Source organism: Mesorhizobium sp. ESP6-5 (assembly GCF_020164695.1).
Taxonomy (GTDB): domain Bacteria; phylum Pseudomonadota; class Alphaproteobacteria; order Rhizobiales; family Rhizobiaceae; genus Mesorhizobium; species Mesorhizobium australicum.
The window spans coordinates 1-15729 of the sequence record NZ_JAIUGR010000006.1; the positions used below are offsets into that span (position 1 = coordinate 1).

General features: G+C 63.4%; 10 protein-coding genes. 2 read left to right on the forward strand and 8 right to left on the reverse strand.

Going from position 1 to position 15729, the window contains the following annotated elements:
- Positions 1-790 precede the first annotated feature (790 nt).
- Positions 791-2761, forward strand: coding sequence for a M23 family metallopeptidase (locus LB524_RS11080; protein ID WP_181166413.1), 1971 nt, complete (start codon positions 791-793; stop codon positions 2759-2761).
- Positions 2762-2764: 3 nt separating this feature from the next.
- On the opposite strand, the gene LB524_RS11085 is transcribed toward LB524_RS11080, so the two are convergent.
- On the reverse strand, positions 2765-4330 hold the full coding sequence (locus LB524_RS11085) for an MFS transporter (protein WP_224526119.1): 1566 nt from the start codon (positions 4328-4330) through the stop codon (positions 2765-2767).
- A 254-nt stretch (positions 4331-4584) separates the two neighbouring features.
- Here LB524_RS11085 and LB524_RS11090 point away from each other — a divergent pair, with 254 nt between their 5' ends.
- Positions 4585-5217, forward strand: coding sequence for a TMEM175 family protein (locus tag LB524_RS11090; RefSeq protein WP_224526122.1), 633 nt, complete (start codon positions 4585-4587; stop codon positions 5215-5217).
- 52 nt (positions 5218-5269) lie between these two features.
- Here LB524_RS11090 and LB524_RS11095 read toward each other — a convergent pair whose 3' ends face one another.
- The 7 genes from LB524_RS11095 to ptsP all read right to left on the reverse strand — a co-directional run bounded on the left by LB524_RS11095 (position 5270) and on the right by ptsP (position 15677).
- A complete protein-coding gene (locus LB524_RS11095) occupies positions 5270-6754 on the reverse strand; it encodes a L,D-transpeptidase family protein (RefSeq protein WP_224526124.1) in 1485 nt (494 codons plus the stop codon).
- Positions 6755-6901: 147 nt separating this feature from the next.
- Complete coding sequence (locus tag LB524_RS11100; protein WP_015315606.1) at positions 6902-7267, reverse strand: MmcQ/YjbR family DNA-binding protein; 366 nt, start codon at positions 7265-7267, stop codon at positions 6902-6904.
- A gap of 60 nt (positions 7268-7327) precedes the next feature.
- Positions 7328-9934, reverse strand: coding sequence for an ATP-dependent chaperone ClpB (gene clpB, locus LB524_RS11105; RefSeq protein WP_224526130.1), 2607 nt, complete (start codon positions 9932-9934; stop codon positions 7328-7330).
- 218 nt (positions 9935-10152) lie between these two features.
- Positions 10153-11142, reverse strand: a complete 990-nt coding sequence (locus tag LB524_RS11110) for a DUF4167 domain-containing protein (RefSeq protein WP_224526132.1) — start codon at positions 11140-11142, stop codon at positions 10153-10155.
- A gap of 303 nt (positions 11143-11445) precedes the next feature.
- Complete coding sequence (gene prmC, locus LB524_RS11115; RefSeq protein ID WP_224526135.1) at positions 11446-12324, reverse strand: peptide chain release factor N(5)-glutamine methyltransferase; 879 nt, start codon at positions 12322-12324, stop codon at positions 11446-11448.
- Positions 12317-13396: a peptide chain release factor 1 gene (prfA, locus tag LB524_RS11120; RefSeq protein WP_224526139.1), complete on the reverse strand. Its 1080-nt coding sequence runs from the start codon at positions 13394-13396 to the stop codon at positions 12317-12319. The genes prmC and prfA overlap by 8 nt, the downstream gene beginning before the upstream one ends.
- 10 nt (positions 13397-13406) lie before the next feature.
- The gene (gene ptsP / locus LB524_RS11125) at positions 13407-15677 is read right to left on the reverse strand and encodes a phosphoenolpyruvate--protein phosphotransferase (RefSeq protein WP_224526142.1); all 2271 of its coding nucleotides are present in this window, start codon (positions 15675-15677) and stop codon (positions 13407-13409) included.
- Between the last annotated feature and the right edge of the window lie 52 nt (positions 15678-15729).

Here is a 15729-nt window from a genome sequence, read left to right on the forward strand (position 1 = left end):
AAGTTTTGAAACTTTGATTGGCTTTATCTGGTCACGCTTCGAATTGACGAGAACATTCACACCTAGACACTCGCGTGTCTTGGTCGACTTATTCTCTCAAAACGTGTCCGCCAAAGTCTCGTTCGAACATCCTATCCCTGGCGGGATAAGGCGTTCAGCAGGACTCTGCCGCCCACGTTTCTCTTTCTTCATTATTCAATTGTCAAAGAACAGACACCGCATACGCAGTGTCGTGGCCCGCTTCGCTTTTGGCTCCGGGGCCGTCCGAGTGTCGCTTACGCGGCTCTCTTGAATTTCGCTGAGGGCAGACCTAGAAGCAAACTTCTTCGTCGCCAGCGGCGCACCGCCCTCGTTCGTGAGGCGTATATAGTCGCCACCAACCAAAACTGTCAACACCGTTCCCAAATGTTTTTGAACTTTTTGCGACAGAAATTTCGGGCGCGCTTTGTCGATAGCCGGCTGCCCCAGGGGAACACGGGACAACAGGAGGAGGAGGCCACGAAGGAGCCCTATTGCCGCCGCATTGCCGTTCGACACCAGGGCCAGCAAAAGAGGGCGCGAGCACAGCCGTGCAATGCCCTCTTCCAAGAGCACCGTAAGGGCGTGCGCGAGAGCCTTGTGGATGAAGGCACGCCGCCCGCTTTTAGAAGTGCTCTATAAGATGAAGTGCACGAGGGGAATTCGACCGGGGCCTGAGGCTTCGTTGACTTAACCTGCCGTGACAGGCAAATGTCATGGCCACAACAAAAGCGACAAGCCGTTCCGCCCGGGGAAGAAGCAGCCTTTCTGGATGCCAGATACGGAAGATGTCATAGCCGAACTCGGCAATGAGCCGCCGCTTATTGCGGACGGCCGCAGCGGCCCGCCCGATCGGCGTGAGGTTTCTGCGCGCTGGCTGTCGGGAACATTCCTCACCGGTGTAACCTCGAGCGTGCTGATGGGCGTCGCGCTGTTCGCCGCTCTCGACGGTCGCCAGCAACTGGCGACCCCACCCGAGATCGCCGAACTGATCGGCCTTGCCAGCAACGGCGATTCCGGCGAAGTGGCAAAGACCACCAGGCTGGTGGCGCCGCGCCAGATCGCCAAGGCAAAGGATCGCCGCCGCATGGAAGTGTCGATGGTCACCAAGGTCGGCGACCGCGATGTCATCCACACCATGCCTTTCGTGCAGATCAAGATGGCACTCGCAGCAGGCCACACCACCAGCCGGGCCTACCCCCCTTTCGACCCGATGCAGGTGTTCGGCGACGACGGCGACGATACATCGGCACAGCCTGCGACGGCGTCGGCCGCCTCCGGCCAGATCTACGGCGCCAAGGTCGAAAGCGAAATGAGCCTGAAGACTGTCGATTTCCCCATCGCGACGGCTTCCTTCGACGAGAAGAGCGACCTGTCGGCCGACGAAGTCGAAAAAGTGGTACGCGAAGCCGGCACCGACCTCAGCGATGGCGCCGTGCAGGTGGCTTCGCTTCATTATGTCGATCCGCAGCGATTCGGCGAAGCCTTTGCCGAGAGCATGGCCGGCTCTTACGATGTGAAGATCGTGCCGGAAAATGTCTCCGTATCGCCACGCGCCAACGCGGACGACCAGGCACCGGCTTTCGCCGAGGAAATCATCCCCTTCACCAAGGACACCGACCTCACGGAGGCTTTCGCCGATTCGGGCTACACGGGCGATGATGCCACCGGCATGGCCGAAGCGATCGCCAAGTTGCTCAACGCGCCGGCGCTCAAGGCAGGTACCGTGCTGCGTGTTGGCCTTGAGGTCCACGGCGATGCCGCCAAGGTCGTGCGCACAAGCGTCTATGACAAGACCACGCATATCGTCACCATCGCGCTCGACGACCGCGGCCAGTACGTGCCGGCCCAGGAGCCCGAGCCCAATCCCGAATTGCTGACCGCATTCGACGATTCGTCGGCGCCGGTAGTGGTGCGCGGCAATCTGCCCAACGTCTATGACGGCATCTACCGCGCCGCCTATTCCTACGGCATGTCCAAGGCGATGACCCAGCGGCTGATCAAGCTCCTGGCATCCGATGTCGATTTCCAGTCCCGCCTCAATCCCTCCGACCGCCTTGAAGTGCTGTTCTCGCAGCCTGATGGCGACGACCAGACCTCGGACAATTCCGAGCTTCTCTATGTCTCGGCGACCTTCGGCGGCACGACGCGCAATTTCTACCGCTTCCAGATGCAGGACGGCAGCACGGACTATTTCGACGAAGACGGCTCGAGCGCCCAGCAGTTCTTGCTGCGCAATCCGCTGCCCGCCGGAAAGTTCCGCTCCGGCTTCGGCGCCCGCAAGCATCCGATCCTCGGCTATGTCCGCATGCACACAGGCGTCGACTGGGCAGCCCCGATCGGCACGCCGATCATTGCCGCCGGCAATGGCGTCATCGAGAAGGTCGGCTGGGCCGGCGGCTATGGCAAGCAGATCATCATTCGCCATGCCAATGGCTACGAGACCTCGTACAATCACCAGAGTGCCTTTGCCAAAGGTATGGAGCCGGGCATGCATGTGCGCCAGGGACAGACTATCGGCTATCTCGGCCAGACCGGCCTCGCCACAGGCCCGCACCTGCACTACGAGTTGATCGTCAATGGCACCAAAGTCGATCCGATGCGCGTCCGTCTACCGGTCGGCAAGGTGCTGAAAGGCGACGATCTCGTCGCCTTCAAGCGCGAGCGCGAGCGCATCGACGATCTGCTGAAACAGGAAGATGGCAATTCGCTGAAGGTCGCCAGCGCCAAGATCGAAGGCTGAGACTCAGCCTTTGTCCTGCCGAGGTTCGGCGCGCCGCGACCACGGCAGCGCTTCGCCCGAAATCGTCGTCCAGGCAATGACAGCGGAAAGCAGGCATAGCAGCGCCGTCACCAAGGAGATGGCGGAAAAGGCTGCGTCGCTGGCGGCGATCCTCGCCGCATCGAGTGCCGGCGAAAGTCCTGCCGGTGGCGGTTCGCCGAAGCCAGGCACGCCGGGCGCGGCATTTACCTCCAGGGCATTGGCGTAGATCCAGGCAGCGAGCGACCCCATCGCCGCCACCGCGATCAAACCGCCGATGCGTGAGACGGCGTTGTTGATGCCGGAAGCCGCGCCGGTGTCCTTGTCTTCCACCGCCGTCATGATCGCGGTGGACAATGGCGATACGACCAACGCCATGCCGAGCCCCATCAGCGCCATCAAGGGGAAGATGCCGGTCCAGAAATGGTGAAAGCCGGCATAGGCGAGCAAGGCCAGCCCGGCGAAGGCAACCGCCACGATCAGGCTGCCGCAGGCAATGGGAAAACGGGGCCCGATCCGGTCCGACAGCTTGCCGACGGGTCCCGACAGAAGCGCGATCGCCGCCGACAGCGGCAGGAAGATGAAGCCGACCTCGGCGGTGCTCAGCCCCCAGCCTGCGATCAGCAGCATCGGCAGATAAAAAAGATTGGCTGACAGTGCGAAATAGAGAAAGAACGTCGCGACGTTGGCGCCGGCGAAAGCACCGATGCGAAACAGGCTGAGATCTATCATCGGCTCGCGCTGCCGCCGCTCGAACAGGATGAAGACGACAAGCAGCACGGCGCCGGCGGCAATGCTTGGACCGGCCATATGGCTCTCGCCGCTGGCGCTCATTGAAGTCAGTCCATAGGCGAGCGCGCCGAAGGCCAGCGTCGCAAGCGCCCCGCCGGCAAGGTCAAGGCTGCGTTTCTCCGTCGGCGCATCGGCCGGAATCTTGGCGAGCAGCAGATAGATCGAGATCAGGCCGAGCGGCAGATTGACGGCAAAGATCGCCCGCCAGATGCCGCCGCCGAAAGCCGAGAGCACCAGGCCGCCGAGCACGGGGCCGAGAGCGGTGGTCAGCGCCGAGGCCGCCGCCCAGATGCCGATCGCCCTGCCGCGTTCCTTCTTCGGATAGGCCTTGGCGATAATGGCGAGACTGCCCGGCACCATGATCGCGGCGCCGATGCCCTGGAGCGCGCGAAATGCGATCAGCACGACAGCGTTCGGCGCCAGCGCACAGGCAAGCGAGGTCACGACGAACAGCGCAATGCCGGCCACGAAAGCATGGCGCAGCCCGAACCGATCGCCTGCGGCACCGCCGGCAAGGATCAGCGCCGAGAGTGTCAGCGCATAGGCATTGGAAATCCACTGCGCCTCGGCAAGGCTGGCGCCGAGGTCGACGCGGATCGCCGGCATGGCGATCGCCAGGATCGATCCGTCGATGAAGCCGAGCGCCGAGGCCAGGATCGCCGCGATCAACACATAACGCCGCTGCGATTGCGGGCAGAACGTGCCATTCGCGACCGGAGCGGTCAGCGGAACGGCGGCGGCTTGATTGGGCGCATGCATGTCACCCTCATTAGACCGTCGGCGCGGCGGCAACAACCGGCCAGCGGCTTGTTGTCCTTGAAACCAGCCATATTGCCAGGGATCGCATCTGCCCCGATGCAAACCGCGGCAGTCATGCTAATGCATGTCGCGCAAAAGTGACCTCGGCTTTTGCGACAACGACATGCATCAGGCAAGATTTAAAGCGCGTCGCAGGAATCCGTTTCGACGAGACGCGCTTTAGGTTTTCCAGGACCCGCAGGCAGGAGAAATCGATGAAGCGTCCGCTCGAAGCATCGGTTGAGGGGCGCGGCCGTATTGTCGGTATCACCGATGGCGTGTTCGCCATCGCGCTCACCCTGATCGTGCTCGAGATCAGGGTGCCGGCGCATGAGGCGATCCACTCCGAACATGATCTGCTCGCCGCCATCGCGGCACTCGCGCCACGCTTCCTCACCTATGCCTTGAGCTTTCTGACCCTGACCATCTTCTGGTTCGGCCAGCAGGCCCAGCATGGCCTGGTTGCCAAATCCGACAGACGGCTGGCCACGCTGAACCTCTGCTTTCTCGCCTTCATCGCGCTCCTGCCGTTCTCGACCGACCTTCTGGCCGATTTTCTGGAATTCAGGACCGCGGTGCTGGTTTACTGGCTCAACCTCTTGATGCTCGGCATCACGCTGTTCGTCAGCTGGTGGTATGCGGAGAAGAGCGGCCTTGTCGCGGAGGACGTCGACGCGGAAACGAAACGCACGGTCTACCTGCGCATCGTCAAGGCGCAGGTCCTGTGGGCCATCGGCGCCGCACTTTGCCTGATCACCCCGTTGGCGAGCGTCGGCTTCATTCTGGTGGTGCAGTTGGTCTACGCGGCAACGCCGAATGTGAAGTGGGTGCGCAGGATCATTGGTTGAGATTTATGTTGAGATAGAGGTCAGGCCGGCATCGCCTGAATATCGACATACCCTACTCGACGAACTCCACCGGCACGCCCGGCGAGACCAGCTTGGCCAGTTCACGCGCGTCCCAATTGGTCAGGCGCACGCAGCCATGGCTCTCGGTCTTGCCTATCTTCGAGGGCTCCGGCGTGCCGTGGATGCCGTAAGTCGGCTTGTCCAGGGCGATCCACACCGATCCGACCGGGCCATTCGGCCCAGGCGGAATGGTCAGGATCTTGTTGTTCTCGCCCTGCTTGAAGTTGATGTTGGGGTTGTAGGTGTAGTTCGGATCGAGCGCGACACGCGAGACGGCATGGATGCCGGTCGGGGACGGCGTGTCCGATGAGCCGATGGTGGCGGGGTAGGCCGCGACCAGCTTGCCCGACCCGTCATAGGCAAAGACTTCCTTCTTGCCCTTGTCGGCGACGATGCGGGCGACAGGGGTAGAAACCAGTTTGCCGAAATTCGCGACCTTGATGATCGTGCCCGGACGATTGAAGTTGGCGTCCGGATTGAGCGCCTTGAGATAGTTCTCGTCCATGTGGAAGCGCTCGGCCAGCGCCTCGGTGACGGAGGTGAAGCCCATGCGGTCGAGTTGCGCCTTCTGGCTGTAGTCTTCCGGGATCGACGCGACGTAGGGGCCGGCCGCATCCTCCGCGGTGATGGTGTAGTTGGCGAACGCGTCGCCACCGGACTGCGACAATGCGGCCTGGATGCCGACCGAATCGGTCGATTTGAGGCTGCTACCGTTGATCTGATTGTAGGCCGCCAGCGCCTTGTCGACATTCGAACCGAAGCGCCCGTCGATGACGCCAGGCGAAGCCCCGCCCCGGTCGAGCAGCACCTGCAGCGCCGCGACATCCTGGCGTGCGCCCAGCGAAAGCGACGGATCGACCGACGTCTTGCCGCCGGCCTTTGGCGGCAATGCCGCCTGGTCCGGGGGCGCTGCCTGGTCCGTCGGGTCTGCCGGCCGGACGGGGTCTATCGACGCCTCGTTCAGCGGTTGGCGCTTGATTGTACCCGGCTGCGGCGCGTCGGGATAATTGCTGTCGTAACTGCCGTCCTCCCGCGGTGCCGGCGGATAAGCATCGACTGAACCACTTCCGTCAGGATCGTATTCGTCGGCGGGCGGTGGAATGACCCGGCCTTCCTCTTCCAGCTGTCTGCGGCGGAAGCGGGCCATGTCCTGGGGATCGTCGAGATAGTAGCGGTCATCGTCGGCGGGTGCGCGGCCAAGTTCACGCATCCGGCTCTCGCGGCGCAACGCCCGCCGGTCGAGCCGTGTCTGCGGCGGCTGGATGGCGATCACCTTGCCGGTATCCGAATCGACGATGACGCGATTGCCCCTGGCATCGTAATAAATGTCGAGATTGCCGTCCTGCGCGAGCAGAATGCCGCCGCTCCCGGACGCACGGACAGGCTGGGCGGCACCGTCATGCGTCGGCGCGGCGAACGCATTGGAAAACACCAGTCCCGCGGCAAGTGCCGAAAGGGTGAAGATAGTGCGCAGCATCGTGCGAAACTCTCCGGTCCGTATGTGCCGCCGCCGGCATTGTTCAGTTCGGCGAACCCTTCGCCAGCAAACCAGTTACCCACCATATGGTTCCAACATGAACCGGGCATGAAGATGGCGGTTTTCCGGCGCCTCAGGGAATATTGGCTAGCTTGCGCCAAGCCCCAATTCCTTGCGCGCCTGCTTCGTCAGCTTAAGGGCAACAAGGCGGTGGCTCTCGCGCAGATAGTCCTCCAGCGCACCATCATCCATGCTCTGGCTTGTCTGACGCTGGATCCACTTCATGCCGCGGGAGGCAAGATAGGGCGCGGGGCGCAGGCCCGGCTGCTCCTTGAGCACGTCATAGGCGATGTCGGAGCATTTGAAGGTGACGAAGAGCTGCCGACCCTGATCCCAGCCACCGATCGCAAACACCTTGGTCCCGACCTTCCAGACATGGGCGCCGCCCCATTGCACCACGTGGTTCGTTGCAGGCAGCGAAGCGCAGAAGCCGTTGTAATCGTCCAGCGTCATCAATCCCCCGCCAATCGCATGAAAAACGCCGCGCGCACGGTGGACGCGCGGCGTCTGAAATCAGGCCGCAACCTCGGCCGCGACGATCGCCGGCTTGGAGCGGAAATTCAGCCGGTCGGAACCGGCCGTGACCTTGACCGTCGAGCCGTCCAGTATCTCGCCGAGAAGGATCTTTTCCGCCAGCGGATCCTGCAGTTCCTTCTGCATCACCCGCTTCAGCGGCCGGGCACCATAAGCGGGGTCGTAACCCTTGGCCGCCAGCCACTCGATCGCCTCGGGATCCAGCGACAGCGTGATCTTGCGATCGGTCAGCAGGCTCTCGAGCCGCTTGAGCTGGATCTCGACGATACGGTCCATGTCCTTGCGGCGCAGCCGGTGGAACAGGATCACCTCGTCGACGCGATTGAGGAACTCAGGCCGGAACGATGCCCTGACCACGCCCATCACTTCGTCTCGTACGGCATCGACATCCTGGTCTTCGCCGAGATTGACGAGATATTCGGCGCCCAAATTAGACGTCATGATGATCAGTGTGTTGCGGAAGTCGACGGTGCGGCCCTGCCCGTCGGTGAGCCGGCCGTCATCGAGCACCTGCAACAGCACGTTGAAGACATCCGGATGCGCCTTTTCGATCTCGTCGAACAGCACGACCTGATAGGGCCGGCGCCGCACCGCTTCGGTCAGCGCACCGCCTTCCTCATAGCCGACATAGCCGGGAGGCGCGCCGATCAGCCGGGCGACGGAGTGCTTCTCCATGTATTCGGACATGTCGATGCGCACCAGCGCCGTCTCATCGTCGAACAGGAAATTGGCCAAAGCCTTGGTCAGTTCCGTCTTGCCGACGCCGGTAGGCCCGAGGAACATGAACGAGCCGATCGGCCGGTTCGGATCCTGAAGGCCCGCACGGGCACGCCGCACCGCCTTGGAAACGGCCTGCACCGCTTCGCCCTGGCCGACGACACGCTTGCCGATCTCGTCTTCCATGCGCAGCAGCTTGTCACGCTCGCCCTGCAGCATCTTGTCGACCGGAATGCCGGTCCAGCGCGACACGATATGGGCGACGTGGTCGGGCGTCACCACTTCCTCGACCATGCCGGCCTTGCCGTCCTGGGCTTCGGCCTCCTTCAGCTTCTTTTCCAGTTCCGGGATCTTGCCATAGGCAAGCTCGCCGGCGCGCTGGAACTCACCCTTGCGCTGGGCAATGGCAAGGTCGTTGCGCGCTTCGTCGAGCTGCTTCTTCAAGTCGGCCGCTAGCCCGAGCTTCTGCTTCTCGGCCTGCCACTTTGCGGTGATCTCTGTCGATTCCTCTTCCAGGCCGACAAGTTCCTTTTCCAGGCGGGCGAGCCGGTCCTTCGAGGCATCGTCCGTCTCGACCTTCAACGCTTCGCGTTCAATCTTGAGCTGCATGATGCGGCGGTCGATCTCGTCCAGCGCTTCGGGCTTGGAATCGACCTGCATCCTGAGCCGCGAGGCGGCTTCGTCGACGAGGTCGATTGCCTTGTCCGGCAGGAAGCGGTCGGCGATGTAGCGGTTGGACAATGTCGCCGCCGCCACCAGTGCCGAATCGGAGATACGCACCTTGTGGTGCTGCTCGTACTTCTCCTTCAGGCCGCGCAGGATCGAGACCGTGTCCTCCACTGTCGGCTCGTCGACGAAGACGGGCTGGAAACGGCGGGCAAGGGCGGGATCCTTCTCGACATGCTTCCTGTATTCATCGAGCGTGGTGGCGCCGACGCAGTGCAGTTCGCCGCGCGCCAGCGCGGGCTTCAGGAGATTCGACGCATCCATGGCGCCATCGGCCTTGCCGGCGCCGACCAGCGTGTGCATCTCATCGATGAACAGGATGATGTTGCCACTGGCCGAAGTGACCTCCGAAAGCACGGCCTTCAGCCGCTCCTCGAATTCGCCGCGATATTTGGCACCGGCAATCAGCGCGCCCATGTCGAGCGCCATCAACTGCTTGTCCTTCAGCGATTCCGGCACGTCGCCATTGACGATGCGCAGCGCCAGCCCTTCGGCGATCGCCGTCTTGCCGACGCCCGGCTCGCCGATCAGCACCGGGTTGTTCTTGGTGCGGCGCGACAGCACCTGGATGGTGCGTCGAATCTCGTCGTCGCGGCCAATCACGGGGTCGAGCTTGCCCGCGCGTGCGTCCGCGGTGAGGTCGCGTGCGTATTTCTTCAGCGCGTCATAACCCTGTTCGGCACTCGCCGAATCGGCGGTACGGCCCTTGCGGACGTCGTTGATGACCTGGTTCAGAGCCTGCGCGGTGACGCCGGCCTTGGCCAGGATTTCGGCGGTCTTGGCCGATTTCTCCATGGCAAGCGCCTGCAGCAGCCGCTCGACGGTGACAAAGCTGTCGCCGGCCTTCTTGGCCAGGTCTTCGGCGGTCGAGAACACCTTGGCCAGCGGCTGTGCCAGATAGAGCTGGCCATTGCCGCCCTCCACCTTGGGCATCGCCTCGAGCGCCGTCTCGACGCCGAGCTTGACATCGCGGACATTGCCGCCGGCGCGCTCGATCAACGACGCGGCCAAGCCTTCGTCATCGTCGACGAGGACTTTCAGAATGTGTTCGGGGGTGAATTGCTGGTGGTTGCGCGAGAGCGCCATGGTCTGCGCGGACTGGATAAAGCCGCGCACGCGCTCTGAGTATTTCTCAAGGTTCATATTTGTCTCCTTCCATCACCGGCCCGCTTTGCGGCACCGGATCAGATTGCGGTGACGGACCCGCCCATTCGAGCCGGATCCTGTTCAGGCCAGATATGGTGCATGGACCCTTGCCCCTCAAGATGTCGCAATATGGCAGGTGCATAATATTCCACGTCAGCCCAAACGAAAACGGCGGAGATTTCTCTCCGCCGCTCAAGGCCTTGAATGCCGTTCGCTCAGTTGTCGATGTCGGAAACCACGGGTTCGGCACCGCCGCTGTCGACCGGAGCCGCCGCTGTCTCGGCCGCATCCCCATTTTCGCTGCCGCTCTCGACCTGATCGGCATTGGTGCGCGGACGGCGCGGACGCCGTGGACGGCGGGCAGCACCGCTTTCGGCGGCCGCCTCATTGAGTTCGGCCTGAGCGGCCAGACCTGCCGGTGAAAAATTCTCGAACCGTGGAGCCGGCTCGGCCGCCGCGACCGTCTCGGGCGGCGAAGCGGCCTCTGCCTGGACTTCCGTCTGCCCCGGGGCCTCGTTGCGCTGTTGCTGTCCGCCCTGTTCGGGTGAAGCGTAGTCGCGCTGGCCGTAGCCGCCATTGGGGCGGCGATCGCGATGGCGCCCGCCACCGTTGTCGCGGCCGCCATTGTTGCGACCGTTATTGTCGCGCCCGCTATTGTCGCGATTGTCGCGACCGTTTTCCCGGTTCAGCGCAACCTCCGCAGGCATGCCCTCGATCACCGGCTGCGGACCTGCGCCATGATTGATTACGGGAAGCTGTGGATCGGAACCGGCATTGCCGCTGCTATTGCCCGCCCCACTGTTGCCGGCTCCACTGCCGGCCCCACTGCCGGCATTGTCGAACTCGTCGCGATCGTCATCGCCGTCCTCGTCGAACTCGTCGCGTGCCTGCTGGACGTTCTGGATCGGCATCTGCGCCTGCGCGGCGGCAATGATGCGATTGTAGTGTTCAGCGTGCTGGAGGTAGTTCTCCGCCATCACCCGGTCGCCGGAGCTGTGCGAGTCACGGGCAAGCGTGGCGTATTTTTCGGCGATCTGCTGAGCCGATCCACGGATTTTCACGTCCGGGCCGTTGCTCTCGTAGTTGCGCGTAAGCGGATTCGGCCCCTTGCGACTGTTGTTATTGTTGTTGTTATTGTTATTGCCACCGCCGCCGCCATTATTGTTGCGACCGCGCATGCGCCTGTTCTGCTGTTGTGGCCTCATTCGACTCTCTTCATCTTGAAATTTTGAAAAACTCTTCACGAACGGAGGCGCTCATGCAGCCAGCCGTTTCGTTTCTTCACCGGCGTTCGCCCGCATCGATTGCGTTGGCGCCACGTGTCATCCTGTTTCCGGTTACATCACTTGCCGGACGATTCCCGCACGAAGCTTGGGCGTCGTTTGCGCAAGAAGGCAGCTATTTCCAAGGAAAACCGAATCGCTAAGAGCACTGCCTGCTTCGTCTCATCCGGTTAGGCGACCCTAGCCGCATTCCCCGGTATTGCCAAGCGCTTTTTTTGCACTGCGTCAAGACGTTGCCCGTTGAAAAACAAGAACCCTGTCGTTTCCGCCGAGATCGCTAAACACCTCGCCAGCCGCGTAACCGGCCGCGCGAAATATATCGTTGACGTCGTTGCTTTGTGTGTGGCCGATCTCGACCGCAATCCTGCCTTCGGCTTCCAGAAACCTTGCCGCCTCGGCGGCGATGACCCTGTAGGGGCTCAGCCCATCCACACCGCCATCAAGGGCAAGGCGCGGGTCGAAATCGCGGACTTCGTCCTGCAGATTTCCAATCTCTTGTGTTGGTATATAGGGAGGGTTTGCGGCAATTACATGGTACCGGCCGGAAACTTTTTCGAACCAGTCCGACTGAACCCCCGTGAACCGGCCGCCGAGCCCGAATTGCCCGGCATTGCGGGCCGCCGTGGCCAGAGCGCCGGCGGAGATGTCGACACCGGTGGCGGTCGCGGCCGGCACGACGCTCAGCAGTGCCAGGGCGATCGCGCCCGTGCCGGTGCCGAGATCGAGGATGCGGCATGTGCCCTCCCGCGCGGCCATTGCCTTGACGAAGGGCAGCACCGCCTCGACCAGCGTTTCGGTGTCAGGTCGCGGCTCCAGCGTCTCCGGCGACAGCGACAAGCGCAAACCGTAGAACTCGCGATAGCCGAGGATGCGATGCACCGGCTCGCCACGGGCTCGCCGTCTCAGGGCGCCGTCGATCGCGGCGATGGCGTCCCCGTCGATCTTGCACGCGGGGTCGGCGATCGCCTGGGTGCGCGTCGTGCCGGAATAGTGTTCGACGATCAGCCGCGCATCGAGCGCGGGATCGTCGATACCGGCTGCGGCAAGCCGGGTCCGCGCTTCCCGCAGCAGCGGCCCCAGCGCCGCAGGCAAAGGATCAGCCATCGATGCGGATATCGGCCAGCAGCTTCGACTGATGATCGGCGATCAGAGCGTCGACGATTTCGTCGAGTTCACCCATCATCACCCGGTCGAGTTTGTAGAGCGTCAGGTTGATGCGATGGTCGGTGACCCGGCCCTGCGGAAAATTGTAGGTGCGGATGCGCTCGGAGCGGTCGCCGGAACCGACCTGCGACTTGCGCGACTCGGAACGCTCCTCATCCGCCTTGCTGCGCTCCATGTCATAGAGCCGGGCGCGCAGGATCTGCATGGCCTTGGCCCGGTTCTGGTGCTGCGACTTCTCCGCCTGCACCACCATGATGCCGGTCGGCAGATGGGTGATGCGGACCGCGGAATCGGTGGTGTTGACGTGCTGGCCGCCGGAGCCGGAGGCACGCATCGTGTCGATGCGGATGTCCTCGGCCCTGATGTCGATGTCGACCTCTTCGGCTTCCGGCAGCACGGCGACTGTGGCGGCTGAAGTGTGGATGCGCCCGCTGGCCTCGGTGGCCGGCACGCGCTGGACGCGATGCACCCCGGATTCGAATTTCAGATGGGCGAACACACCTTTACCGGAGATCGTGGCGATGATTTCCTTGAAGCCGCCGGCATCGCCGTCGCTGGCCGATACCGTTTCGAACCGCCAGCCGCGTTCGGCGGCATAGCGCTCATACATGCGAAACAGGTCGCCGGCGAAGAGTGCCGCCTCATCGCCGCCGGTGCCTGCGCGGATTTCGAGAATGGCGTTCTTGTCGTCGGCGGCATCCCTGGGCAGGAGCAGGATCTGGATGTCTTTCTGCAGCGTCTCGATGCGCTCCTCGACACCGGGCAGATCTGCCTCGGCAAGCGCCCGCATCTCGGCGTCGGTGCCCTTGTCGGCGAGCATCGCTTCGAGGTCGGCCTGCTCGTGCTCGGCAGAGCGCAATTCCCTGACCTTGGCCACCATCTCCTGCAACTCGGCATATTCCGATGCCATCCTCACATAGGCATCCGGTGCCGGCCCGGCCGACATCTGCGCTTCGAGCATCTCGAAACGCTTGACGACTTGATCCATACGATCGCGGGGCAAATTGACCATGATGAGGGTGCTACAACGGGATCGAGCGGTCGTCGGCGAAGGCCTGCAGCAACGCCCGCATCGGCAGCCCTTGCGCCGGCGCCATCAGATTGTCGTCGAAGAAAGCTTTCAGCTCCTCCAGCGGCAGCTCCGTCAGCATGGCCTTGACCGGACCGATCGAGGCCGGCGACATCGAGATCGAGCGGAAACCGAGGCCGATCAGCGCCATCGCCGAGATCGGCTTGCCGGCGAGTTCACCGCACAGGGTGACGGGCGTATGATTGCGGGTCCCGGCGTCGGCGATCTGCTTGAGCACGCGCAGGAACGGCGCCGACAACGTATCGAAGCGGTTGGCCAGTTGCGTGTTGCCGCGGTCGACCGCCATGACGAACTGGAACAGGTCGTTCGATCCGACCGAGACGAAGTCGACCGCCTTCATCAGTTCGTCGAGCTGGAACAGAAGCGACGGCACTTCCAGCATGGCGCCCAGCTTGAGACTGGTCGGCAGATGATGGGCGAAGCGTGAGAGATGCCGCACCTCGCGGTCGATGATTTCGCGCGCCTGGGCGATTTCGCCGAGCTCGGTTACCATCGGCAGCATCAGCTTGAGCTCGCGCCCGCCGCTGGCCTTGAGCAAGGCGCGGATCTGGGTGCGCAGCAAGCCCGGCCGGTCTAGCGTCAGGCGGATTGCCCGCCAGCCGAGCGCCGGATTCTCTTCCTGGATCGCGCCCTTGAAATAGGGCAGCACCTTGTCGCCACCAATGTCGATGGTGCGGAAGGTGACCGGCTTGCCGCGCGCTGCCTCGAGCACGTCGCGGTAGAGTTTTTCCTGGGCTTCGGCGCGTGGAAAGGTCGACGCGACCATGAATTGCAGTTCCGTGCGGAACAGGCCGATGCCGGCGGCGCCCGCCTCCGCCAACTGCGGCAGGTCGACGGCAAGCCCGGCATTCATCAGCAGGTCGACCTGTACCCCGTCCCGGGTCGTCGACGGCTTCTTGCGCAGTTCGCGGTAGACCTCCTGCCGGCGCGCCCGGAACCGCACCTTCTCGGCATAGGCGGCTTCAAGATCGGATTGCGGCCGCAGATGGATCGCGCCTTCCTCGCCGTCGACGATGATGGCATCGCCGTTTTCCGCCATGGAAACGGCGCCTTTCATCTGGCCGGCGACGGGAATGCCCATGGCGCGCGCGACGATGACGACATGGCTGGTCGCCGCGCCATCCTCCAGCACCAGCCCGCGCAGCTTGTCGCGAGGATAGTCGAGCAGTTCGGCAGCGCCCATCGAGCGGGCGACGATGATGGCGTCCTTGGGCAGCGAGGCCGCGACATCCTCGGGTCCACGTCCCATCAGCTGGCGCAACAGCCGGTTGGCGAGATCGTCGAAATCGCTCATCCGCTCGCGCAGATAGGGATCGGTCATGTGCAGCATGCGGGCGCGCATGTCGCTCTGAACTTTTTCGACCGCCGCCTCGGCAGTCAGGCCGTTACGGATCGCCTCTTCCAGGCGCCGTACCCAGCCCCGGTCGTTGGCGAACATGCGGTAGGCTTCCAGCACCTGGCGGTGCTCGCCCTCGAAGGCGACATCGCGGCGCTCCAGCATGTCGTCGATGGAAAGCCGCAGAGAACCAAGCGAGGCTTCGAGCCGCCGGACCTCCTCCTCGCTGTCCTCGTTGAACAAATTGGTGACGACGATACGCGGCTCGTGCAGCACGACATGACCGAGCCCGACGCCATCGTTGAAGGACAGGCCGGTGAAGCTGACCGGCCGGCGCAGGTCGAGTTCGAGGCCAGGCCGGGTCAGCCGCGCCAGATCGCCGGTGGCGATCATCTCGGCGATGACCATGGCCGTGGTTTCCAGCGCCTCGACCTCATCGTCGCGGTAGTGGCGCATGGTCTTGTTCTGGACGACCAGGACGCCCAGCGTGCGCCCTGCCCTGAGCACCGGCACGCCGAGGAAGGAATTGTAGATCTCCTCCCCGGTCTCCGGCAGGTAGGCGAAGGCCGGGTGTTCTTGCGCGTTGGACAGGTTGAGCGGCCTGGCACTCGCGGCAATGGTGCCGACCAGGCCTTGCCCTAGCCGCAGCTGCGCCAGATGGACGGCGTTCGGGTTCAGACCTTCGGTGGCGTAGAGCTCCAGCACCGAATCGGCGCGCAGCACGTAGAGCGAGCAGACTTCCGCGACCATGTTGGAGGCGATGTCGCGCACAATCCGGTCGAGCCGCTCCTGCGGCTCCAGCGGCTCCTGCATGAGCTCGCGGAGCCGTTTCAGCAAAACGCGCGGGCCAACGGCCGTGTCACGCATCGCGGCTTCTTCTCCAATAGACTTCTTGCCGGGGCAGTTTCCGCCGCGCCCG